We start from the raw sequence: 24,105 nt of genomic DNA, 5'->3' as shown, positions 1-24,105 counted from the left end.
CATCTCATCAATACGATATTGGATATTTCTAAAGTAGAAGCAGGAAAAATGGAATTGTATTGTGAGAGATTTTATATTCAAGAGTTATTGGATGATCTAAGTATAGTCATCCATCCTATGGCAGTTAGGAAGAACATAAGATTTGAGATCAATGAACTTACCAATAATGCACAGGTATGTGCAGATAAGACAAAGCTCAAGCAGATAATGTATAACTTGCTTGACAATGCGGTGAAGTTCACCTCTTTTGAGGGGTCTGTGACACTTACTCTGGAACTTATTGACAGTGAATTGCAAGTATCTGTATCAGACACGGGTATAGGGATCCCTCGGGATGCCATTGATATTATATTCAAACCTTTCAAGCAGGTTGATCCGTCTACCTCGAAGATCTACGGCGGCACTGGACTAGGGCTTGCGCTGGTGAAAGAATTTGTTGGATTGCATAAAGGTAGGGTGTGGGTGGAAAGCGAGGAAGGCAAAGGGTCTACTTTTAAAATAAGGCTTCCACAGCAGGAACCAATGAACAAGGAATCTGTTCCTTAAAAAATGGTATTAAGTGTATTCCTGAAAGAGGGACTCTTTAGCGGACCTGCCGGGACTCGAACCCGGGTTCTAAGCTCCGGAGGCTTAAGTGATATCCGCTACACTACAGGTCCAGAGAGTGAATACCGATAAGGTATTCATCACTGATAAATGTGCTGTTGATGTTATTTTCAGATGGTCAGCGGCCTTTTGCAGGACGCGGGTTCCTTGATACTGGACGCTGCCTGTTCTGTTTCTGTGGTCTGGCTCTCTGTCCAGGTCCATACTGTTTTCTTGGTGCAGGTTTAGCTGCGTCACCAGTGGCATTTTTTGCCTTTTCCGAATGATAATGGTGTTCTGCAATTTCTATTTCCTGGCATGTGAGTTTTTCGATACTACGGAGATAATCACGTTCATCGGCAGCACAGAATGAATATGCGACTCCGTCTGATCCTGCTCTTGCCGTACGTCCGATGCGGTGCACATAATTCTCTGGTTCGTTAGGAAGGTCATAGTTTATAACGTGAGATATATCCTCAATGTCAATTCCACGCGCAGCAATATCGGTTGCAACAAGTACCCTCACATTTCCGGACCTGAAGTCATCCATAGCTTTAGTGCGCTGGTTTTGCGATTTATTCCCATGGATGGCATCTGCTTCGATATTGTTCTTATTAAGCATCAAAGCTACTTTGTTTGCACGATGTTTTGTGCGGGTGAACACCAAGACCGATGTTAAATGGTTATGCTGCAGAAGGCCGAGCAAGAGGTTATCCTTATTTTCCTGGTCCACAAAAAAGACGAACTGGTCTATTTTTTCCACAGTCGTTGCCTGTGGAGTGACTTCCACATGGACAGGGCTGGTAAGAAGCTTGCGCGCAAGTTCTGCTATCTGTGGGGACATGGTAGCAGAAAAGAAAAGAGATTGCCTTTTTACAGGAAGTAAGGACACTATCCGGTACACATCTTTGATAAAGCCCATGTCAAGCATCCTGTCGGCTTCGTCAAGCACAAAGAACTCAACAGCATTTAGTTTTACATATCCCTGGTCAAGGAGGTCAAGCAATCTCCCTGGGGTGGCTATCAGGACATCGACACCATGCGATAAGGCCTTTACCTGAGGTCCCTGCCCGACACCACCAAATACAACAGTGTGCCGGAACCTTATGAACTGCCCATAAGTGGCAAAGCTCTCCCCTATCTGCGCTGCAAGCTCTCTTGTAGGCGCAAGTACAAGTACTCTTGGCATTCCAGGCTTAGCAGGTCTGTTCATCTCAGAAAGTTTTTGAAGGATTGGCAATACGAATGCGGCGGTCTTGCCTGTACCGGTCTGTGCAATGCCTATCAGATCCCTGTTATCCAACAAGTGGGGTATAGCCTGTGCCTGTATCGGGGTAGGGGTAGTGTATCCTTCATTTTCGAGAGCTCTTTGAAGTGGTTTTTTGATCTTTAGGTTTTCAAATGACATTTTACCTCTTGATTTAATAACACAGGGACAGACTTAATTGCAGACTCACATTCAGGATAGGTAAATTGAAGGCCACAGCACGGCAAAAAGCTCAGTGCAGAGCTTCAATTTTATTTTACGGCTCATATGTTCCCGGAACAAAAGAATCTAGTTTTTAGCATATCATCTATTTATTTTTTCCCCGTGTGCATATATTATGATAAATTTTCCGGCTAATTCTAGCAGATGAGTTCATTGAACAACTTTTTATTATTTTAATCTATTTGCAACTTACTTTTTCCACGGTTTTTTTCAATTGACATAAAGACCACAGTTACAAAAATAATTAGGCATACTTTATATATAATATTAAATATTTGTTCTAATTTTTACTTTGTTTACCAGTTCAGACGGAGATAATTACGTGTTTCTACTCAAGCTGAATCAAAAACAATATTAACTTATGAATATTAGTAGAAGTTGGGGATTATCATGACACATGCAGAAAAGACGATTTCTCATAAAAAACCATCTATAGAGATCACAAAAAATGGTCCTTATATTGTAAAGAATGTTGATCACTTGATCAGTTCACAAGGTGCTTCTTTGTCAACTCAACCTGTAATGGCTTTGTGCAGGTGCGGAGGGTCCGCCAATAAACCTTTCTGTGACGGCACTCACAACTCTATTGATTTTGAAGATGATAAAACCTGAGAAAAAGAAGATGCTCCTCAAAAGGAGCTTCTTCTTAACCATCTTTTGTTGCCCTTCCCAGGGCCTTGATCAGTTCTATCATAATGCCCATGCCTTTCTGGAAGTCTTCATCCTGTGTCTGCTTCAGCAAGCCTCCAATACCGATCTTTGGCGGCTGAAGGAGGGCTTTATCAAGCGCTGGGTCCTGAAGACCTCTTTCCATCACATCAACCAGGTCCGTACTCATGATGGTATTAGTTATCTTTAGAACTGTTGACATCAGTCGTGCAATACCACGGGCTGTCTCATCGTTTATATAGTTCTGCACTATACCTGCTGTTCTCACAAGATCAAGAATTGCTTCAACATCAGTTGGTGTTATTTCAATTCCTGATATTTTGTCTGTATTGTTTTCAGCTGTCATAGTCCTCTCTCCTCAGAACATTCCCTTTACACTGATGTCCCAGTGTATGTGATAGTACATGCGGTAGAAGAACCAGCCCATCTTTGTGGTTGTGAAAGGAGCTGGTGGCACACCATATTTCCAGGTTGCGATGTATCCTCTTCCCTGGGTGGAAGGTGATTCCAGTTCAGTGACAATGGGACATCCTGTTTCTCCTCTATAAGGAGTTTTGATCTTATTCCCGTAAATATCGTTTATAAGGTTCTGGCTCACCGCTATAGCCTGGTAATGAGCACCAATCCCTGTTTTGAGGATATCGGCAGGACCAAGATCTCCGAGTACATATACATTGTCATAGTTGCCTGCAGGTCCTCTGTATTGAAGTGTGACTTTGTCTGCGGACAACCATCCCTTTTCATCCGCAAGGCCGGAATCTATCAGCACCTGTGGAGCTTTGTGTGGTGGGACCGTGATCAAAAGATCATAATTGATCGTAGCTCCATTCTTTGATGTCAACTCCTTTTTGTTTGCATCCACACTGGCCAGCGGGAAATTCCTTATGACCTCAACGTTCTTTTGTTTGAACCGTCCTGTAACAAGCTTGTTGAATTCCGGTGGTCCGATGGGCTCCATGGGCCAGACAAGAGTCAACTGTACATCATCCCGGTTCTTCTTGACATTACGCAGATAGCTATCCAGCATAAAGGTGAATTTCACCGGTGCACCCGGGCAAGGCACGGGCATGGAGGCTACAGAAACTACAACCTTTCCTCCTTTTATGTTCTTTACCAAGTCCCTTACCTTGAAAGCATCCTCCATGGATGTGTAGAATGTGTTCAGATCATCTGCAAGTCCCGGGACCGCATTAATGTCAGCTCTGCATCCCATTGCAATGACAAGATGATCATAAGTGTATTTTTTATCACTTTTGACTGTGACCTCTTTATTCTTAAGGTCTACAGCTGTCACTTCACCATCCTTTCCGAAAAAAGTATTCACCCTTGGGCTTATAAGTTTCTTTCGTGGTCTTGTGATCTCTTCTGGTGTATAGAGCTCAAAGGGAATAAAAGTAAAACCACCCTGGTTTATATTCAGATCGGTTTTGTCAAGGATAGTTATTTCTAATTCCTCTCTGGCGATCTTATTCCTGAACTCTCTGGCTAATACATTGGCTACAACCGATCCGGCATAGCCTGCTCCCAAAATCAGTACCTTTTCTTTCATATTAACTCCCATTTTCACTATGAGTCGTTTTTTGGATATATGTTACGGTACTGATAGTTTTTCTTTGTAGTATTTAAGAAAATGGAAGTACTTTCCAAAAAAGACTTTTAACAGCAGTTCTATCTCAAAAATCTTTCAGAGCCAACACTAGCGGCTTAATGAAATAAAATAAAAGAAGAGGGTTACAGATCAGATCTGTAACTTTATGTTTTTAGTTCTGGAGTACGATCTCTATGTTGATATCCTTCGGCACCTGAATGCGCATGAGTTGCCTCAATGCCCTTTCATCGGCAGCGATATCTATCAACCTTTTATGTACTCTCATTTCCCAGTGGTCCCATGTTGCGGTTCCTTCGCCACTGGGGCTTTTCCTAGTAGGAACTACCAGTTTCTTGGTAGGAAGAGGTACTGGTCCAGAGATGCTGACTCCTGTCCTCTCAGCGATCGCTTTTACCTGATCGCAAACTCCATCCAAATTTACCGGACTGATCCCTGATAATCTAATTCTTGCCTTCTGTGCCATATTATTCTCCTCTAAGATAAAAGGAGAGTGTCCTTATTTCTGTTTGACACTCATGCACATGCCGGCAGCAATGGTCATTCCCATATCACGGATGGCAAACCTTCCAAGCTGTGGAATGGATTTTACAGGCTCGATACACATTGGCTTTGTTGGCCTAACGGTTACAATTGCCGCATCTCCAGCCTTTATAAAGGTTGGGTTCTCTTCCTTGGCCTGTCCTGTCTTGGGGTCAAGTTTCTTGTCTATTGACATAAGAGTACATGCGGTCTGTGTGGTGTGGCAGTGGAATACTGGTGTATATCCGACAGTGATCGCAGATGGGTGCTGGAGTACCACTATCTGTGCACTGAATTCTTCGGCAACGCTTGGTGGGTTGTCACTGTGTCCGCATACGTCTCCTCTGCGCACGTCAGCCTTTCCTACACCTCTGACGTTCCAGCCAATGTTGTCACCAGGTCCAGCCTGAGGGATTTCCTCATGGTGCATTTCAATGGACTTTACTTCTCCACCTGCGCCAGTTGGCATGAATACTACCTTGTCACCTTTCTTCATTATACCGGTCTCTACTCTGCCTACTGGCACAGTTCCGATACCGGAGATGGTGTATGCATCCTGCACGGGGATCCTGAGCGGAAGCTTGTCCGGCTTTTCTGGAGTCTTGAGTGCGTTAAGCGCATCAAGGATGGATGGTCCCTTGTACCATGGTGTATTTGCACTTGGGGATGTCTTAATATTGTCACCCTCAAATGAAGAGGTTGGAATGAATGGGATCTCAGATGCCTTGAAACCGACCATGCCGAGCAACTGTGAAACCTGTTCCTTTACTTCCTTGTACCTTTCTTCGCTGTACTTTGCTGCGTCCATCTTGTTGACGGCAATGATCAGCTGGTTGATACCAAGGGTTCTGGACAGGAATATGTGTTCTTTTGTCTGTGCCATGACTCCATCGGGTGCGGCGACCACAAGGATTGCAGCGTCTGCCTGGGATGCGCCTGTGATCATGTTCTTGACGAAGTCACGGTGTCCTGGACAGTCCACGACTGTGAAATAGAATTTGTCGGTGTCGAACCTTCTGTGGGCGATATCGATGGTGATACCTCTTTCCCTTTCTTCCTTAAGGGAGTCCATAACCCATGCAAATGCGAAGGACTCTTTTCCTTTCTCTCTTGCTTCCTGCTTGTATTTCTCTATCATGTGAGCAGGTACTGCTCCGGTTTCGAACATCAATCTTCCGACAAGTGTTGATTTGCCGTGGTCAATGTGACCGATGACTGCTAAGTTCATGTGTGGTTTCTCAGCCATTTAAATCGTCTCCTATTTGATATTGCTTAAGTATGATTTGTCCTAATAGTTTTTTCTACGTTTAAACCTTTCCGAGGAAAAGCTGTAGGATAAAGGCATAAGCCTTCTCCACAGCTTACATGGAGAGATAATCGGATGCTTGTGGGATCTCCTTCTTCAGACCTTTTCTTTGCCTGATGGCTCCTACTACCTCACCCAACAGGTTTGTAGGCAGTGTTTCAAAGCCAGCGAACTCTGTGCTCCACATTGCACGGCCTTCGGTTGCAGATCTTATATCACCGGCAAAACCGAACAGTGCAGCTACGGGAGCCCTTGATTCAATAATTGTAGTGTCACCTTCAGTATGCATATCCATTATTATTCCACGGCGACCCTGGATCTCCTTCGTGGCTCCACCCATCTGGTCCTGTGGTACCTGAATAAACACTTTCTGATATGGTTCAAGGAGTGTATCTCCAGCCATAAGCATAGCTGCCTGTATGGCCTGTCTTGAAGCAGGAATTACCTGAGCAGGTCCCCTGTGGACAGCGTCTTCGTGCAGCTTTGCATCCACTAGCTTGATCTTGATACCCATACATGGTTCCCTTGACAACGGGCCGGCTTTCATGACCTCCTGGTATCCTTCAAGGATAAGCTCCATAGTTTCGTTAAGATACTGAATACCTTTTGTCATATCGATATAGATATTGGACTCGTATATGTCTACGATACCTTTTGCCTCATCCTTGTTCATTCCAGCTGCCATGAGCTTCTCACGACGCTCCAGTTCCGGTAGATTCATGGAAATATCGCCATTACGGATCAGTTCGATCACTTCTTGCTCCAGAGGTTCGATCTCCACATAGAACCTGTTGTGTCTGTTGGGGGATTTACCTTCCACTGGACCAGCTTTGTTACGAATGGTCTCACGATACACAACTATTGGTGGTGTAGTAGTGATCTCTACTCCTTTGTCACGCTCGATCCTGTGTGCAATGACCTCCAGATGAAGTTCACCCATACCTGCCATCAGGTGCTCACCGGTTTCCTCATCAAGAGTGATCCTGAGTGTTGGGTCCTCTTTTGCCACCTGTCTCAGCACTTCGACGAGCTTTGGAAGATCTTTCATGTGCTTTGCTTCGACCGCAACTGTCACCACTGGTTCACTGCCATGTTTTATGCTCTCAAAGGGTGTCATGTTTTCCAGCGTGGTTACTGTGGATCCGACTATTGCATCCCTAAGGCCTGTTACAGCAGCAATGTTGCCTGCAGGTATCTTTTCTACTTCAAGCCTTTCGGGGCCCATGAAAATTCCTACCTGCTGGATCCTGTTCTTCTTGGCAGCACCGGATACGTATACTTCCATTCCACGGGTAAGACTTCCACTAAAAAGTCTCCCAGTAGCTACTTCTCCAGCATGTGGGTCCATAGATATGTCAGTGACCATGAATGTAAGGTCTGCAGAGGCATCAGCACTCATCATGGCTTTCCCTATAGGTGATTCTTTATCTCCATGCCAGATAGCTGCTACTCTTCCCTTCTGTGCCTGCAGGGGGTTTGGCAGGAACCTGACCACCATGTCGTTTACGACCTCATGCAAAGGACATTTCTCTGCAAGTGCCTTCATGTCCTCTTTCTTACAGTAGTCGTATACCTGATTGAAACTGATCCCAGTCTTTTTCATCATTGGTACGCTTATTGCCCAGTTATAAAGTGCTGAACCGAAAGCTACAGTACCGGCCGCAGCATCTACTCTCCAGCCTGCCTTGTATCTCTCTTCGTTCATTCCTTTGATGAGCTTGTTAACGTGGTCTATAAGCTTCCCTAATCTTACCTGCATTTCCTGAGAATCCACCTGCAGTTCGTTTATGAGGCGATCCACTTTATTAATGAACAACACAGGCTTTACGTGCTCTCTAAGGGCCTGCCTCAACACGGTCTCTGTCTGTGGCATTGTACCCTCTACTGCATCAATTACCACTACAGCTCCGTCTACTGCACGCATGGCACGGGTAACGTCACCGCCAAAGTCAACGTGGCCAGGTGTGTCTATAAGGTTGATAAGGTATTCCTGTCCCTCGTATTCGTGCACCATCGAAACGTTGGATGCATCTATGGTAATTCCCCTTGCCTGTTCCTCCTCATCGGAGTCCATGAAGAGCTGCCTGCCAGCCAGTTCCTTTGATATCATTCCGGCCCCGGCCAGCAGGTTATCGGATAATGTGGTCTTACCATGATCAATATGCGCAACTATTCCAATGTTGCGTATCTTTTCAGGTGTGCCCATCAATGCAGTGACGCGCTCCACCATTTTCTTTCTTCTTCCCATAATACTACCCTGTAATACTAACTATTATTATAAGCAATGAACAGCTTAACGTGCTGCCTTTGCGACTCTTTCCTTAGCATCCTTCCTGTTGATGGAGAAGCACTTTGCATCGCGATTTGCCGCTGCTATCAGTTCTGCTGCAAGGCATTCTGCCAGGGATTTCTTTGATTTGAATGCTGCCTGGCTTGCTCCCATTGAAATATATTTTAGAGCACTATCAACACGCCTCTGAGGTGCAGTATCCACAGCTTTAGGAACAGATATGCCTCCGTATTTAAGCCTGACAACCTCTTCCCTGGGGCCCGCGTTGGCAACAGCCTCTATAAGTACCTGAACGGGATTCTTCTTTGTTTTCGTATTGATTATTTCCAGAGCATCTTCAACAGTACGCATAGCAAGTTGTTTCTTGCCGGTGTTCTTTTCTCCTCTCATCATACTGTTTACAAGACGTTCAACTATAAGCAAATTAGATTTGTTGAACTGCTGGCGTGCGTGTCTCCCGCTTGAATGTGGTAATATCACAGGCTCAAGGTTAGCATATCTCTTTATTCCGAGATCTGTTACCTCTACTTCTGCAAGGTCCCATTTTCCATATAATTTATACATTGAAGATCATCTCCTTGGTTTCTCTTTGCGGCCAATGACCATCTGGTTCAGGGACACGTTGTTGACTGCAATAACTTTGAAACGTACACCGGGGATATCTCCCATTGCACCACCCATGCGTCCACCAATTCTCTCTACTGTTACTTCATCGTGTTCGTCAATGAAGTTGATAGCACCGTCCCCCGGGCAGAATGCGGATACCTGACGACCGTTTTTGATCAGCTGTATCCTGACACATTTCCTTATGGCAGAGTTAGGCTGCTTTGCTTCTACTCCTATCTTTTCAAGTACGATTCCTCTTCCCTGTGGAGCTCCTCCAAGGGGGTCCGCTTTCACGTTCAAACCAAGCGTACGCCTGTTATACTGGGTGTCTTTCCACCTAGCATTTTGGCGAATGCTCTTTAAGGTATGAGCTGCATATTTTCCATTTGGCATAATATTTCCTCCAAGATTTCATCACAGTAATGTTGTTCCTGATCCTGATTCCATAATGTCACTGAAGTATAACATCATCTATATCGTGGTGCCTTTGTGCAACCATTTTTACTTTTCCGATGTTCTTTCCTTCACGTCCGATGGCCAGTCCCTTTTCCTTGTTAGAGACATCTGCATAAGCCACACGTTTGTCGTTCCTTGTGGTAATGTTCACCGACTTGACAGTTACAGGACCAAACGCATTCTTTATGAATATGACCGGATCATCTGAATATTCCACGAGTTCAACGTGTTTGTCAACAGTTTTTTTTATACGGTTAATGTGGTCACCATTTCTTCCAATGGCTGCACCCATATCACCCGGTTTCACCACATATATTATACGATCGTCCTCAACGATGCAATCCATCACGGTTGCACCAGTTACACTCTCAAATAATGCGATGTATCTTATTCCTTCTGTTGACAGCCTGATCTCGCTCAAGTCAAGCAACTCCTTTCAAGCTGCTGCTAGTATATCGGATTCACCCGTTTCCAGGATCGCAAGTGCAGCGATCACAAAAGGCTTTCCGCAAACAGGACCAAGTTCCATGTTCGTACCGGAATAATTGAGTACAGGTACATCTGTAGACTCGATCTGTGCTCTTATCTCTGTCGGGCAGTTGGAAGCAAGAACCACTATTTTCGCTTTTCCGCTAACAGCAGCGTTGATGGTGCTCTTAGAGCCGATCACCACCTTTCCTGTCCTGATTGCCTTGATCAATGCTTTGTCGATATTAATATCCATATTACCATCTCTTATGCAATTTAAACCTAAGGTCTGTATTCTAATAAGTGAATCCTTATATCTACTTTCTGGTTGCTCTTCTGTAATCCGTATACCATTTTGAAACTTTATTTAGCTATCAGGTGCACGTCTCCAGTTCCAAGTTTAATTGGTTGTCCAACTATAATGTTCTCTGTGACACCATTAAGCTCATCAACATCGCCGCGCATTCCTGCATCAAGCAAGTGGTTCACAGTAACCTCAAAAGCAGCACGTGCAAATACACTGGCCTTTTCACCTGAAATACCGTGACGACCTATCTGCTTAACTTCACCGTCACAGCACATGATATCAGAAACTAACATTATATGTCTGATATCCACTGTAAGACCCTGTTCTCCCAGCGTACTGGTAGCTTCCTTGATAATGGCATTCCTTGCAGCCTCTATCCCGAAAACATCATATATCTCACCAATGTTGTTGGTATAGGTACGACTGATGTCAACGCCTTCGACATCTAATACTTTCTTCAGCTGTGATCCCTCGGTGTAGAGCATATATTCATTACCATCTTTGCGTATGACGACCCTTTTGATACCTTCTATCCCCTTCAAGGTGATATTGTTGATGTTCTTTGCCATCTGTAGCAGCTCCCTGTATGAAGGCTCCTTTGGTTTCACAATGAGCTGATTCTCAATGTTTTCGGACAATCTCACCTGTACATCCAGCTCGTCACTTAGTTTTGCAATTAGTTCATCTGTGGTTATGCTTCTTTGCATCAGGGTTTTCTCATGCAGGTCTATTATTAGCTGCATGTTCAGCAGATCGGTGGTAACATCTGCGAGTTGGTCTATATGCGTAGCCTCGATCTCCCATGCAAGTTTACGTGCCTTATCTCTGTCCTGCGCATATTCTTCCAGGACAGCAATGGTCATGGTAGGGGTACTTGGTTCCTTTCTTGCATCAACTATTTCTATAAGACGGGGAAGTCCCAATGTAACGTTGATCTCGGCCACACCGGCGTAGTGGAAAGTACGCATCGTCATCTGAGTACCCGGTTCTCCTATGGATTGGGCTGATACCACTCCCACAGCTTCGCAGGGTTCTACTTTTGCATATTCATAACTTTCCTTGACCTTTTCGATGATCTCTTCAAGCTCTTTTTTGTTAACCCCTGCTTTAATTACATCTTCTCTAAGTGTCTGGAGGATGTTTAACGGCAGGTCGAGGTTGCTTAGCATTGAGTCTATGGTAGATTCGATCAGAGCCATTTCAGTTCACCTTCCGTCCTGTCACTGCTTCCACTATCTTATGCACGTTGTCAGGTTTACTGTAATCGCTCTTAGTGGAGTCGATACCATCCTCTCCGTACTTGAACTGCACTATAACACCCCTTGTTTCCCTTACAGTAGCATCATATTGCACTTCAAGGTCCTGGAGAGCGTTTACCAGTCTTCTCTGCAGATAGCCTGACTGAGATGTACGCACTGCAGTATCCACAAGACCTTCACGTCCTCCTATGGCATGGAAGAAGTATTCGGTAGGTGACAATCCGCTTTTGTAGCTGGATTTTACGAATCCGTGTGCATCGGCTCCCAGATCGCCTTTGTCAAAGTGAGGAAGTGTCCTTCCTGCATAGCCTCTTCTGATACGTTCACCACGTACCGCCTGCTGTCCAACACAAGCCGCCATCTGTGTAAGGTTAAGCATGGACCCTCTTGCTCCGGATTTGGCCATTATGACCGCAGAGTTTTCCAGACCAAGCTGATTACCTGCAATGTTACCTGTCTGGTCCCTTGCCTTACCAAGGGTCTGCATGATCTTCATTTCAATGGTTTCGTCAAGGGTCCTTCCTGGCAACGGTTCCAGTTCTTTTGCTTCGTAAGCTGCTATCAGATCCTTGACCTCGTTCTCAGCCTTATCAAGGACTTCTTTTATATTCTTCTTGGCAGTTTCCGGAATATCCTCGTCGCTGATACCAAAGCTCAGCCCGGTCTTCATGACTCCTCTTATGGCAAGTCTGGTAAAATCATCCACAAATTTTGCACCAGCTGCAGTACCGTATGTCTTCACGACCTTGTCAAGTATGATACCTTTGAAAGCCCCTATAGCCTTCTCATCAATGGTCCCCTTGATCATTTCTCCATTTCTGATAACAACATATGCGTTGTACTCACAGTCTTCTTTTTTGCATGTTTCACATTTGAAGCATACTTCAGCCGGGAATTCTGCATTCAAACCTTCCGGAAGGATCTGACTGAATATCTGCTTACCATTCCAATAAGGATCTCCGTTATCGTTATATCCACTAGGCTCTGGTAACTCTCTGATCTCTGCTTTCCTAAGGAGTTCAAGAGCTTCGTTCTTAGTTATACGGTTCTCGTTCCTTGTAAGCAGGAACATGCCTGATATGTGATCGTGTATTCCACCAATGATCGGTCCGCCGAAACGCGGTGAAAGGATATTCTCCTGCACCTGCATGAGTATACTTGCTTCTGCTCTTGATTCTTCTGTCTGGAGCACGTGCATGTTCATTTCGTCACCATCAAAGTCAGCGTTGTATGGGGGACACACTGCAGGATTAAGCCTGAATGTTTTGTTGGGAAGGACTTTTACCTGATGGGCCATGATACTCATTTTGTGCAGAGATGGCTGCCTGTTGAAAAGCACCGTGTCTCCATCCATCAATTGTCTCTCAACGACCCATCCCCTCTCGATCTTCTCAGCCAGCTCTTCCTTGTTGTTCTCTGTGATCTTTATACGTCTTCCATCAGGGCGGATAACGTAATTAGCTCCAGGATGCACATCGCTTCCCCTGAGAATATACATCCTCAACAACTCTGTATTTCTGTCAATGACCCTTTCAGGTATGGTCATCTGGATAGCTATGGCTTCAGGTACTCCAACTTCGTTGATACTAAGGTTGGGGTCAGGGGACACTACAGTACGGGCGGAGAAGTTAACACGTTTACCTGACAGGCTTCCTCTGAAACGCCCTTCTTTTCCTTTCAGACGCTGAGTAAGCGTCTTCAGAGGTCTTCCGGACCTGTGTCTTGCCGGTGGCACACCCGATACTTCATTGTCAAAGAAAGTGGTCACATGGTACTGTAACAATTCCCATAGGTCTTCTATGATCAGTTGTGGAGCTCCTGCATCCCTGTTCTCCTGGAAACGCTGGTTTATACGTATGATATCCACAAGTTTGTGAGTCAGGTCATCTTCACTGCGCTGGCCGGACTCAAGTGTGATGGACGGTCTGACCGTTACAGGCGGCACGGGTAATACTGTAAGGATCATCCACTCCGGCCTGGCACTTGCAGGATCCATTCCAAGTACTTTTACATCATCGTCGGATATGTTCTCGAACCTGTCCCTTATTTCAGTAGGTGTGAGCTTGTGTCCGTCCTCTATATATTCGGTTGGCTTTTCGAACTTGATCTCCAGCTGCTCGGCGCCGCAGTAAGGACAGACCTTTGTCTTTCTTGCTTCTTTGAAAACCTCATTGATCGCAGGATCGGGAAGATGTCCCATTTCGTGAAGTTTATTGATCTGGGAAAGGAAATCCTTTTTCTTCGGAGGTTCCAGCAAAAGGGCACTGCAATTGCGACATATGGAACGCAAGGTCTTACGGATGGTCTTGTTGAAACCAACATGAACTACAGGTGCAACCAGTTCTATATGCCCGAAATGTCCGGGACACTCTCCAGCTCTGCTTCCACAAGTCTTACACTTGAGTCCGGGATCTATGACCCCAAGTCTGAGATCCATTAATCCCATATCTATAGGGTAACCGTCATCATCATAGGTATCTGCAGTAATGATGTTTGTAACGCTCATTTTCCTGACCTCTCTTGGAGATATCAGGCCAAATTGTATTGCAGATATTCTTTTAGGGATGGAAGGTATTGTATCCATTTTCTATCACCTTCACACAGCATCGTCCAATTTTAGTCTCGGTGCAACTCCCAGCGACTTGATCTCGTCAAGTAACAGCTTGAAGGCATAGCTCATTTCTACCGGATGAATATCGGTTTCGGCGCCGCAGCTTGCGCAATATCTTATGTTCCTCTTGCGGTCAAAGGTAGCTATCATGCCGCAGTGTCCGCAGACAAGTTCGACGACCTTGTCGGATTCATCAAGCAGTCTTTCCTTCAGTGTCATGGCAGCCCCGTGTCCGATAAGGACGTCACGCTCCATTTCTCCGAACCTCAGACCTCCTTCTCTTGCCCTGCCTTCTGTTGGCTGGCGGGTAAGCACCTGTACAGGTCCGCGTGACCTGGCGTGCATCTTGGAGGCGACCATGTGGTGCAGCTTCTGGTAAAGGATGACACCTACGAACACATCCGCAGGTATTCTCTTTCCTGTGACACCATCGAAAAACACTTCTTTACCGGTGTGCGCAAATCCCTGTCTTTTAAGACCCGCACGCAGATCCTCTTCGTTCTCTCCTGCGAAGACAGTTGCATCGATACGCCTGCCTTCCATGCTGCCTACTTTGCCTCCGATCATTTCAAGCACATGTCCCACTGTCATACGAGAGGGGATAGCATGTGGGTTTATGACAAGGTCTGGAACCATGCCGTTCTCTGTAAAAGGCATGTCCTGGTATGGTACTATAAGGCCGATAACTCCCTTCTGTCCATGCCTGGATGCGAACTTGTCGCCGATCTCAGGTATTCTCTGATCCCTTATCTTTACTTTTGCAAGGCGGGTACCATTTATTGATTCTGTGAGAATTACGGTATCAACGATACCCTTTTCATTAGAACGCATAGTTATTGCGCTTTCCCTGCGCTGCTCTACAGTGATACCGAAATCAGACTGTTCCTCAAGGAAACGGGGAGGACTGGTCTTACCTATCAGGACATCATTTGGTCCTACCAAAGTTTCAGGGTTTACAAGACCGTCCACATCAAGATTAGAATATGCCTCAGGACTGCGAGCTCCTCTATATTCGGAATCAGGTATCTCGAACTTGTCTTCCTGGCCGCCTGGGTATCTCCTTTCCTCACCTTCGAACGTCCTGATGAAATGGCTTCTTCCAAGACCTCTTTCTATAGAGCCTTTATTGAATACCAGGGCATCTTCAATATTATGGCCTTCAAATGACATTACCGCCACCACGAAGTTCTGCCCGGCAGGTCTTTCATCAAATGCAATGTTCTCACAGGTCATGGTCCTTACAAGGGCTTTCTGAGGGTAGTGTAGTACGTGTGCACGTGTATCGGGTCTAAGCTTTGTGTTAGATGTTGATACACCTATACACTGCTTTACCATGGCTGCACCCATGGTATTACGGGGGGAAGCGTTATGTTCGGGATAAGGCACCATGCCAGTACAGATCCCAAGCATGAGGCTTGGGTCTATCTCAAGATGTGTGTTCTTTGGAACGATCTCAGGCTCTGTAAGGGCAATAAATGCATTCTCTTCTTCTTCAGCGTCCAGATATTCAATGATCCCGTCCTTTAACAGGTCATCATAGGTCATCTCGCCTTTCTTCAGAGTTTCCTTGCGGTCCTCGGTCAGTAAAGACTTTCCATCTTCAACTACTATTAATGGTCTCCTGGCTCTCCCTATATCGGAGTTTATGATCACTTCGTGGATGTCCTCATTTAGGGTAACGTTGACCTGTCTGGATATTACTCCACTTCTCCTTTGTTTGCGAATGTTTTCCACAAGGTCCTGTGGATTGCTGTGGGTACCGATAAGTTCCCCGTCCAAAAACACTTTTGCTTCAGTCATCTGCAAAGCCTCCCATACCATCGTCCATATCTGAATAGTCGACATATCCTAGATCAGGCTTTTCTTCCTCATGTGGAATTGTGTCAAATTCATCAGTGTACTCTTCAAGCTCTGCGTCGTATTCCACCAGTTTTTCCAGGCGGTGTTGCGGAATGTTCGGCTTCACATCCAGGTCGAGAAGTATTTTCTTAAGGACACTTTTGTCATCGACGCCAGTAGATAGTTCTACCATCTGTGCAAAGTTCTTGACAAGTCCACAGTTTGGTCCTTCAGGGGTTTCAGATGGACATAATCTTCCCCATTGTGTGGGGTGCAGGTCACGAGCCTCGAAGTGAGGTTGAGCTCTTGAAAGAGGAGATATCACACGTCTTAGATGTGAAAGAGTAGAAATATAATCAGTTCTGTCCAAAAGCTGGGATACACCAGTTCGACCTCCCACCCAATTACCTGTGGCAAGAGGATGCTGCAATCTGTCCGTAAGTACGTCGGCTCTGACGAGGGTTACCACGTTCAGTTCACGGTTCCTCATGTTCGCTCTCTCAAGCTGGTACTTTACGTCCCTGGCCAGCCTGTTGAATGCCACTCTGAAAAGGTCTTCCATGAGGTCGCCTGTAAGCTTAAGCCTCTTGTTGGAATAGTGATCCTTATCATCCGGAGAACGCTTCCCAAGAGCAAGCTCAAAACAGGATTCTGCCATCCTTCCAAGGAAATATGCCTTTGCAAATCTGTCCTTAGGTTCATTTCCAAGGTGAGGCAGCAAATATCTGTCCATTACGTAGTTGGCACGTTTCATCTGATAGTCACGGGCCTGACCCGCTGCAACCCTGGTACCTATCTTCTCAATTGCTTCACGGGTTGTAGCTACTTCTGCTTCCTCCAGATTCTCGAGCATGAATTTCATTATCTCGGGGTCATTGGACACTGTATTTACCAGATCTTCGTCAGTTTCCACACCCAATGCTCTCATCAGTGTTATGAAATTGATACGACCTGATATCGATGGGAATGACACTTCGAGTAGGGACTTGCGGCCTCTTTCCACAACTACCAATGCTCTATATCCTCTTCTTTGTGAGAACACCTTGGCAACTTCTATCATGTCGCCATATCTCTCCCCAAACTCAGTGAGTATTTTGTTAGGGGCAAGGTCCTCAAGGGTCATTACAACCCTTTCGGTTCCATTTACAATGAAATATCCTCCGGGATCAAGCGGGTCCTCGCCATAGTCGATCATTTCTTTTTCATTGAGTTCCACAAGGTTGCATATTGAGGATTTTATCATCACGGGCAACTGCCCGATCTTTGCTTCCACTGGTTCTGACTCTTCCTCTCCCTGCACGACGTTCATCTGCAGGTATATTGGAGCTGAATAGGAAAGGTTACGTAGTCTTGCTTCATTTGGATATAGTTTCTCTATGGCACCGTCCGCTTCTTTTACAACCGGTTTTTCCACACGGATGTTCCCTAATTTGATATACACGTCCTCTATATCGGTCTCAATGACTCCTTGTTCGTTAATAATGTTCTGTAGACCACTTTCAAGGAATTTATTATAAGAGTCGATATGGTGCTGGACTATCTTGTCCCTGGTAAAATATGCCTCTGACACTTTACTGCCCTCTTAAATGATGATTACAACTAATTAGTTGATAGAAAGGTATGAAAAACATTACGTAGCACGACCACAATAAGGTGGCAATAGAAAAAACAAATGCTCTCATTTGATGCTATCTCACTCTATTACAAGCCTGTAATAAAGTGCCTGTCCTGCTGTCTGGCTTTTCCTGGTTATCTTAACAACATCTCCGACCGATGCGCCAATTTGTTGCACTACAGGATCATTTATCTTAATCTTTGGGAATTGTTCCCTCTCTATCTTGTAGCGTTTTAGAACAGATTTCAACTCATCCTCACCCAATACTTCATGTTTTGGGATCAGTTCATTGTCGAGCAGGTTGAATTTATTCAAATTTTCTCCTCCCTCAAAAAGTGTGCACATGGACCGATTGGCAAAAAAATATACTTATGTGACGCCATGGTTTTCATGGCGGGCTCGTAGGGATTTGAACCCTAGGCCGTCTGGTTAAAAGCCAGACGCTCTGCCTGACTGAGCTACGAGCCCATTATGTTTGTATGTCCCTTTGCCTGTCCACTTTCGCATCAGTTCGGTGTAGACCCCCAAAATGTACTTATCATATATATATATTTCGCAGACAGGAAATGGGGCCAAACAGGTTTGGGATATACATTCTGACAATATCCCAAACCAATAAAAAAACGTTCTCATCTGTTGTACATACTTGTGTCATAACCTATTTATACTAAGTTTTCGTCCCTTTCAAAGCAAGCTCGGTTAATTTTTCTCCTTCCAACAGCATTCTATTTGTCCGCAGCAGATGCATATGGCATTAAGTATTATTAAGTTCCTGATTTCCATCCGCACATGTATTCACACTGTTCCTTACTCAAAGAGTCGATACTGACTCCCATGGACCTGAGTTTCAGTTCAGCTACGTGCATATCTATCTCATGGGGCACGGCATGTACTCCATTGACGAGCTTATTCTCTGCAATGTGCCTTACACACAGGGCCTGATTAGCAAAGCTCATATCCATTACTTCAGCAGGATGTCCGTCGCCTGCAGCCAGGTTCACAAGCCTGCCTTCTGCAAGCACGTATACTTTCCTGTCACCAATGTCGTACTCTTTTATGTTTTTACGGACAGTGCGCACACCTTTGGCCATATTTTCCAGATCCTCAAGATCGATCTCAACATTGAAATGACCCGAGTTGGAAAGGATCGCCCCATCCTTAATCACTTCAAAATGTTCCCTGGTTATAATATCACAGTTGCCTGTAGTCGTCACGAAGATGTCCCCTATCTTTGCTGCTTCTTTCATGGGCATTACCAGGTTTCCATCCATCTTTGCTTCAAGGGCACGTATCGGATCTATTTCTGTCACGATCACATTAGCTCCAAGGCCCCTTGCACGCATGGCAACTCCTTTGCCACACCATCCATATCCTCCAACGACAACATTCTTACCCGCCACCAGCAGGTTCGTGGTCCTCATTATTCCGTCCCATGAGGATTGTCCGGTCCCATACCTGTTGTCGAACATGAACTTTGTCATAGCATCGTTGACGGCCATAACCGGCATTTTCAGGGCCCCGTCTTTTTCCATAGCTTTCAGCCTGTGTATGCCTGTAGTGGTTTCCTCGCATCCTCCAAGTATATTGGGTAGCATGTCCTGTCTTTCTGTGTGGAGCTTGAATATGAGGTCTGCACCGTCATCTATTGTTATATCAGGTTCTATACCAAGTACCTTGTCCATAGCAGCATAATATTCATCATTGGTGCATTCATATTTTGCACATGAGCTTATATTGTCGCGTGTGCACAGTGCAGCAGATACATCATCCTGTGTACTCAGGGGGTTACATCCGGTAATGGCCACTTGCGCTCCGCCAGCTGCCAGTGTTTCCACAAGCACCGCAGTCTTTGCTTCTACATGCAAGGCCATTGCGATCCTATGTCCTTCCAGAGGCTTTTCTTTCTCGAAACTCTTCCTGATTATATCCAGCACTGGCATGTGTACTCTGGCCCATTCTATCTTCTGGTCACCAGATTCTATAAGTTCTTTTTTGTGCATTTCAATATCTCCAAAAAATACATTTAATAAAACTTTTATTCATTCACTCTTTGTATAAGGTCTTCTGCAGCCACACTTGCCTGCTCTATAATTTTCATCTCATCCATACAAAGCACTTCATAATCCTGCATTAGCAACTTGCCATTGACAATGCTTGTCATCACATCCTGCCCATTGGCACTGTATACCAGATGCGAGGCAGCATCGTAGAATGGTCTCATGTGGGCTTTATTCCTGTCAACTACTATTAAATCTGCAAGCGCTCCTTTTCTTATCATGCCCGCATTGATCCCCAGTGCTTTGGCACCGTTGACAGTTGCCATCTTCAGCACTTCTTTTGCAGGCAGTGCCGTAGGGTCCATGGTGCTGACCTTCTGCAGTAATGCTGCGATCTTCATTTCCTCGAACATATCCAGGTTATTGTTAGAGGCGCATCCATCGGTTCCCAGACACACGTTTGCTCCATTTTGCAGAAGCTTTGTCACAGGAGCGATCCCTGAAGCCAGTTTCATGTTGCTCACAGGATTATGGGATATGTTCACTCCTTTTTCTGCCAATATCTTAATATCTCCATCAGACAGCCACACACAATGAGCAGCGACAACATCACTATCGAAAAAGCCAATATTATTCAGCATGTGTATGGAGCACATGCCATATTTCTCTTTCATCTCTTTTAGTTCAGCCTCTGTTTCCAGCACATGGATATGTACCTTCACACCGTCCTCCCTCGCTTTATCCTTGACCCTTTGAAGGAATTCCCTGGAACAGGTATTAGGTGCATGTGGTCCATACATTGCTGTGATCCTGCCATCTGCCTTGCCGTGCCATTTCTGCACGAACCGGCTGCCCGCCTTTAATTCCGCATCTGCTTTATCCTTATCTCCAAACTCTATCATCCCATAGGACAGGGCAGCCCTTATTCCGGCTTGCTCTACTGCTTTTGCCGTTTCATCCATATGGAAGTACATATCATTGAAGCAAGTGGTACCGCTTTTGATCATTTCAAGGCATGCAAGCAGAGTGCCCTTATATATATCATTATCAGTAAGTTTTGCTTCTGCAGGCCAGATATGCTGCTGAAGCCACTGGGAAAGGGGCAGATCATCTGCATATCCTCTGAAAAGTGTCATTGCTGCATGTGTATGAGTGTTCACAAGACCGGGCATAACGATGCCACCCTGTGCATCCACTACGATGTCTGCAGTCTCCTGTGTTTTTTCTCCGACTTCTGTGATGATCCCATCCTCTATGACCACCACTCCTTCCCTCAATTCATGCTCCTTGCCGAGCTCCATTGTAAGGATATGCCCATTCTTTATGATTATATCAGCCATAGTTATCACTTTATGTAGCAGGTCTCTTCCTGAAGTGCATTAAGATACACATGCATCAGTTTAAGTCTCTCCCTCGCTATCTCTCTGGCAGTACCGGTGTTAAGTCTTCCCAATATTTTGAAAGGTTTATTGTTCATATATTCATAGAACCCTTCAAGAGGGTCCTCTTTATAAGCATTCATGGATCTCTCTTTCACTGTTCCGATAGTAGACCTCATGGCACGCAAAGCTCCCATGGACATCAGGGACCTGAAAATACCCACTGCTCCGAGGGCATCTATCCTGTCAGCATCTTGTAATATCTTTGCTTCCAGTGTCTGTGCCTCCAGTCCACTGCTGAACCTGTGGGAACGGATGCAAGCCGTCACATGCTCTATCAGGTCTTTGTCAGCACCTGCAACTGTAAGGAATTCCTGTGCGATCTCAGCACTATATTGAGCATGATCGCCTCCCTGCTGATGCTCTTTCATGATACCCACATCATGAAGCAGTGCAGCAAGGCGCAGCACCTGTTCATCACCGCCTTCTTTTTCCCTGATCCGCATGCATACATCTTCAACTCTCTCAATGTGGGACATGTCATGGGTACTGGGTTCATCTGCGAGGATCTCTGATACATATTCTCTAGTCTGCTCTATCAGATCCATTCGATACCCTCGCGCCCTGCCTGGTTCTTAAGATGTTCCTGGATGGCATACATGGCATCAGCCAGTACTCTTCTGTTGTCATAGGAATCAATGATCGCTTGCAATTGTTTTTTACTATCCTTTTTCATCTCTTTTGTAAATTGGATCATGTTCTCCAGTGCCCTTGTAACGTTATCGGCTATTGTCACAGTTGCAGAAAGTGAGGTTCTGGACAAAGGGTTAAGGTCTACTGCTATGACTATCTTACCCATTTCCACGAGTTTCTGACATCTATCACCATCTTCCAGAGGTACTAGTACCACATCTGCCTCATATATGCCTTCCTGGTCGACTATAGCCCGATCATGGGATAGGTCAAGTCTTGCATCACCTTTTGAACCAAGTACCTTTCCTGCTCCATGTGCTTTCAGATGCTCGATTATCCTGTGCATCCTGGCATCGCTGCGGTGGAACAGGTTCACTTCCAGTTGTGCTCCGGTGACGTCTGCCAGCGATACAAGGGCACCAGGTACAAGAGCCGCAGTATTGCCATTAACAGATATAATGGGTTTTTGTGCAGTGAGCAGATAAGCCACTGCCACACGTTCTGCAACTGCGGCAGATTCTATCGTACGCTCGCCGATAAGATAGTCAAAGGCTTCACCCCTGCCTTGGGCCACAAGTCCTTGCTGGCTGGTGATACCCATCTGTACACCCTCAACTATCCTTTCCCTGGTTATCAGGGATGCATATCTTGGATGATCCTCAGGGATATGTGTCACGATCTTCTGTCTCCCGTTATTCTGTCTTCTTTCAGTTTTCCATGATCCAGATTATAATTTACATATAGATTGTATTTTTGTGAGTTAAATGCAGCAACATACTAAATAGGCTTTTTGTCACAAAAGCCCTGCTCTGCAATTATTCAGATAATATGCCAAAGGCTGGCCGAACTCAGTGAGCGCTTCGATCACTGCTTCCCTTCTTTCAGAGTCCGCTATTGCAAAAACGGATTCTCCAAGCATAGCCTGGGATGCCATGCCACCGGCAGATCCAACTGCTTCTAATATATCTATTATGGCATCGGATGCAAGTCCTGTACCTATGGCAAAGTCCCTGGAGCATTGCATAAAAGTCTCAAAGGTGGGTGCAATCATGAGTTTTTTCATTGCACCTTTTCCCATAGAAGTTATGCGCCAGACAAGATCAGGATCCGAGATGATAGAACCAGTATCGAGCTCTCCTAGTGGCAGGCAGAGTACTTCTTTACGTGCAACCGGGATCCAATCCACTTTTCCATATTCCGGTGCTCCTGGCGCTGTGCGAATGACCACACCTCCGTAGGATTGTGCTATTACGTCCCCGAGTCCGCTCCTGTTAATGACCTCTGCCACATGTGCAGTTTCAATTATCTTGGCTGAGGTCAGGTTGAGGCACAGTGCCTCGTTCAATGCGTAAGCGGTTCCAAGGGCTCCGGCGCCGGATGCTCCGAATCCGCACCCTATAGGGATGTTCGCTACGCTTTCCACAAGCACAGGTAAATTTGTAAGCATATCTGCCACAGTCCTTGTAGTGTGACCTCCTACCTGTTTGCCGTTCAGTGTTATCCGTGTATTATCCAGTTCTTCTGAATATGTCACAGTGGTGACTACTCCTCCATCAAGGGCAATACCACAGCCTGTAGAACCTTTTTTACGGGGGTCTTCATGGTCGTGTATACAGAAAAAGCCGGTTATATGTGCCGGAGCAAAGGCACTGGCAGACCATTTTGTTTCTGGCGTGCTCTCACTTCCTTGACATCAGCAGATGGCCTATCTCATCCAGTAATGCAGAGGCTATAACTCTTTTTGATCCTTTTATATGGATGTGGCCGGGATCTTCCGCAGTAAGGATATATACTTCGTTATCCTCGGTACCAATACCACTGCCTGCTACATCATTAGCAACTATAAGGTCAAGTTTTGAGGTTTCCAGGGTGTGCGTTGCTCTTTTGAGCAGCTCGTCCAGGCCTGTTCCGGTTTCGGCTTTGAATCCTGTAATCAGCAAGTCCGGATATTCCTCTCTTGCTTTGCCTATCAGCTTGGCAGTAGGCCTCATGTGTAGGGTGAGTTCTTCCCCTGACCTTATTTTGGTATTTGCCGGATCAAGGGTATAATCAGCTATGGCAGCTGCACTGATCAGTACATCATAACCACAGTCCAGTTCCCCAAGTACTGCTTCAGTCATCTGGGAGGCGCTTTCAGCATATATCTCTTTGATGCCTGTAAATCCCACTTTGTTGCGGTGTACTATGGTCACTTCTGCCCCGCGCCTGTAGGCTTCCAGAGCAAGTTCCACACCAGTCTTGCCTGATGCTCTGTTTGTAAGTATTCTTATAGGATCGATGGCTTCTGCAGTGGAGCCGCTGGTTATAAGGATCTTCCTGCCTGCAAGTTCTCTGCTGCCGGCTTGCCTTTCCACCTGTAGCACTATCTCTTCATTAGAGGCTATCTTAGCGACCCCTTCCTTGATATC

Annotated in this window: 23 protein-coding genes and 2 tRNA genes; 2 read left to right on the top strand and 23 right to left on the bottom strand. The window is 45.5% G+C overall.

Going from position 1 to position 24,105, the window contains the following annotated elements; translation table 11 throughout:
* Positions 1-546, top strand: a 546-nt coding sequence (locus AB7U21_RS00685) for a sensor histidine kinase (protein ID WP_428386439.1), incomplete at its 5' end; no start/stop codon positions are given.
* A gap of 41 nt (positions 547-587) precedes the next feature.
* Here the strand turns inward: AB7U21_RS00685 and AB7U21_RS00680 are convergent.
* Positions 588-659: transfer RNA gene (locus AB7U21_RS00680), tRNA-Arg, on the bottom strand.
* A 65-nt stretch (positions 660-724) separates the two neighbouring features.
* Positions 725-1,993, bottom strand: coding sequence for a DEAD/DEAH box helicase (locus AB7U21_RS00675; RefSeq protein WP_428386437.1), 1,269 nt, complete (start codon positions 1,991-1,993; stop codon positions 725-727).
* Between the two features lie 471 nt (positions 1,994-2,464).
* On the opposite strand from AB7U21_RS00675, the gene AB7U21_RS00670 reads away from it, so the two are divergent.
* Positions 2,465-2,686 carry a CDGSH iron-sulfur domain-containing protein gene (locus AB7U21_RS00670; RefSeq protein WP_333786805.1) on the top strand — a complete coding sequence of 74 codons (222 nt, stop codon included), beginning with the start codon at positions 2,465-2,467 and terminating at the stop codon, positions 2,684-2,686.
* 34 nt (positions 2,687-2,720) lie between these two features.
* On the opposite strand, the gene AB7U21_RS00665 is transcribed toward AB7U21_RS00670, so the two are convergent.
* The 21 genes from AB7U21_RS00665 to AB7U21_RS00565 all read right to left on the bottom strand — a co-directional run.
* Positions 2,721-3,089 carry a DUF1641 domain-containing protein gene (locus AB7U21_RS00665; RefSeq protein WP_333786804.1) on the bottom strand — a complete coding sequence of 123 codons (369 nt, stop codon included), beginning with the start codon at positions 3,087-3,089 and terminating at the stop codon, positions 2,721-2,723.
* Between the two features lie 12 nt (positions 3,090-3,101).
* On the bottom strand, positions 3,102-4,292 hold the full coding sequence (locus tag AB7U21_RS00660; RefSeq protein WP_428386434.1) for an NAD(P)/FAD-dependent oxidoreductase: 1,191 nt from the start codon (positions 4,290-4,292) through the stop codon (positions 3,102-3,104).
* 211 nt (positions 4,293-4,503) lie between these two features.
* Positions 4,504-4,815 (bottom strand): 30S ribosomal protein S10, encoded by a 312-nt coding sequence (gene rpsJ / locus AB7U21_RS00655; protein ID WP_292352644.1) that lies wholly within the window; start codon positions 4,813-4,815, stop codon positions 4,504-4,506.
* Between the two features lie 33 nt (positions 4,816-4,848).
* Entirely contained in the window at positions 4,849-6,117 is a 1,269-nt protein-coding gene (gene tuf, locus AB7U21_RS00650) for a translation elongation factor EF-1 subunit alpha (protein WP_428386432.1), read from the bottom strand.
* A gap of 115 nt (positions 6,118-6,232) precedes the next feature.
* Positions 6,233-8,425 (bottom strand): elongation factor EF-2, encoded by a 2,193-nt coding sequence (locus AB7U21_RS00645; protein WP_333786801.1) that lies wholly within the window; start codon positions 8,423-8,425, stop codon positions 6,233-6,235.
* 45 nt (positions 8,426-8,470) lie between these two features.
* Entirely contained in the window at positions 8,471-9,031 is a 561-nt protein-coding gene (locus tag AB7U21_RS00640) for a 30S ribosomal protein S7 (protein ID WP_428386430.1), read from the bottom strand.
* 6 nt (positions 9,032-9,037) lie between these two features.
* Entirely contained in the window at positions 9,038-9,466 is a 429-nt protein-coding gene (locus AB7U21_RS00635; protein ID WP_292352640.1) for a 30S ribosomal protein S12, read from the bottom strand.
* Between the two features lie 58 nt (positions 9,467-9,524).
* Positions 9,525-9,950: a NusA-like transcription termination signal-binding factor gene (locus tag AB7U21_RS00630; protein WP_292352639.1), complete on the bottom strand. Its 426-nt coding sequence runs from the start codon at positions 9,948-9,950 to the stop codon at positions 9,525-9,527.
* Positions 9,951-9,965: 15 nt separating this feature from the next.
* A complete protein-coding gene (locus AB7U21_RS00625; RefSeq protein ID WP_333786800.1) occupies positions 9,966-10,253 on the bottom strand; it encodes a 50S ribosomal protein L30e in 288 nt (95 codons plus the stop codon).
* A 107-nt stretch (positions 10,254-10,360) separates the two neighbouring features.
* Positions 10,361-11,473 (bottom strand): DNA-directed RNA polymerase subunit A'', encoded by a 1,113-nt coding sequence (gene rpoA2 / locus AB7U21_RS00620; RefSeq protein ID WP_428386457.1) that lies wholly within the window; start codon positions 11,471-11,473, stop codon positions 10,361-10,363.
* A gap of 31 nt (positions 11,474-11,504) precedes the next feature.
* Positions 11,505-14,147, bottom strand: coding sequence for a DNA-directed RNA polymerase subunit A' (locus AB7U21_RS00615; RefSeq protein WP_333786798.1), 2,643 nt, complete (start codon positions 14,145-14,147; stop codon positions 11,505-11,507).
* Positions 14,148-14,159: 12 nt separating this feature from the next.
* Entirely contained in the window at positions 14,160-15,974 is a 1,815-nt protein-coding gene (gene rpoB / locus AB7U21_RS00610; RefSeq protein ID WP_333786797.1) for a DNA-directed RNA polymerase subunit B, read from the bottom strand.
* Positions 15,967-17,583, bottom strand: coding sequence for a DNA-directed RNA polymerase subunit B'' (locus tag AB7U21_RS00605; RefSeq protein ID WP_333786796.1), 1,617 nt, complete (start codon positions 17,581-17,583; stop codon positions 15,967-15,969). Before AB7U21_RS00605 ends, rpoB begins: the two co-directional genes overlap by 8 nt.
* A gap of 123 nt (positions 17,584-17,706) precedes the next feature.
* Positions 17,707-17,943, bottom strand: coding sequence for a DNA-directed RNA polymerase subunit H (locus AB7U21_RS00600; RefSeq protein ID WP_333786795.1), 237 nt, complete (start codon positions 17,941-17,943; stop codon positions 17,707-17,709).
* Between the two features lie 76 nt (positions 17,944-18,019).
* A tRNA-Lys gene (locus AB7U21_RS00595) sits at positions 18,020-18,096 on the bottom strand.
* 296 nt (positions 18,097-18,392) lie between these two features.
* Positions 18,393-19,628: an adenosylhomocysteinase gene (locus AB7U21_RS00590; RefSeq protein ID WP_428386425.1), complete on the bottom strand. Its 1,236-nt coding sequence runs from the start codon at positions 19,626-19,628 to the stop codon at positions 18,393-18,395.
* 35 nt (positions 19,629-19,663) lie between these two features.
* Complete coding sequence (locus AB7U21_RS00585) at positions 19,664-20,965, bottom strand: amidohydrolase family protein (protein ID WP_428386423.1); 1,302 nt, start codon at positions 20,963-20,965, stop codon at positions 19,664-19,666.
* A 5-nt stretch (positions 20,966-20,970) separates the two neighbouring features.
* The gene (locus AB7U21_RS00580; RefSeq protein ID WP_333786792.1) at positions 20,971-21,612 is read right to left on the bottom strand and encodes an HD domain-containing protein; all 642 of its coding nucleotides are present in this window, start codon (positions 21,610-21,612) and stop codon (positions 20,971-20,973) included.
* Positions 21,603-22,373 carry a 4-phosphopantoate--beta-alanine ligase gene (locus AB7U21_RS00575; protein ID WP_333786791.1) on the bottom strand — a complete coding sequence of 257 codons (771 nt, stop codon included), beginning with the start codon at positions 22,371-22,373 and terminating at the stop codon, positions 21,603-21,605. The genes AB7U21_RS00580 and AB7U21_RS00575 overlap by 10 nt, the downstream gene beginning before the upstream one ends.
* Before the next feature lie 117 nt (positions 22,374-22,490).
* The gene (locus AB7U21_RS00570) at positions 22,491-23,231 is read right to left on the bottom strand and encodes a pantoate kinase (protein WP_428386420.1); all 741 of its coding nucleotides are present in this window, start codon (positions 23,229-23,231) and stop codon (positions 22,491-22,493) included.
* Between the two features lie 145 nt (positions 23,232-23,376).
* Positions 23,377-24,105 (bottom strand): phosphopantothenoylcysteine decarboxylase (locus tag AB7U21_RS00565; protein WP_428386418.1); only part of this gene is annotated, 729 nt, incomplete at its 5' end.

The organism is Methanomethylovorans sp. (assembly GCF_050177135.1).
GTDB lineage: Archaea > Halobacteriota > Methanosarcinia > Methanosarcinales > Methanosarcinaceae > Methanomethylovorans.
Note: the sequence above shows the minus strand (reverse complement) of the source record. Positions and strands in the feature narration are given on the sequence as shown.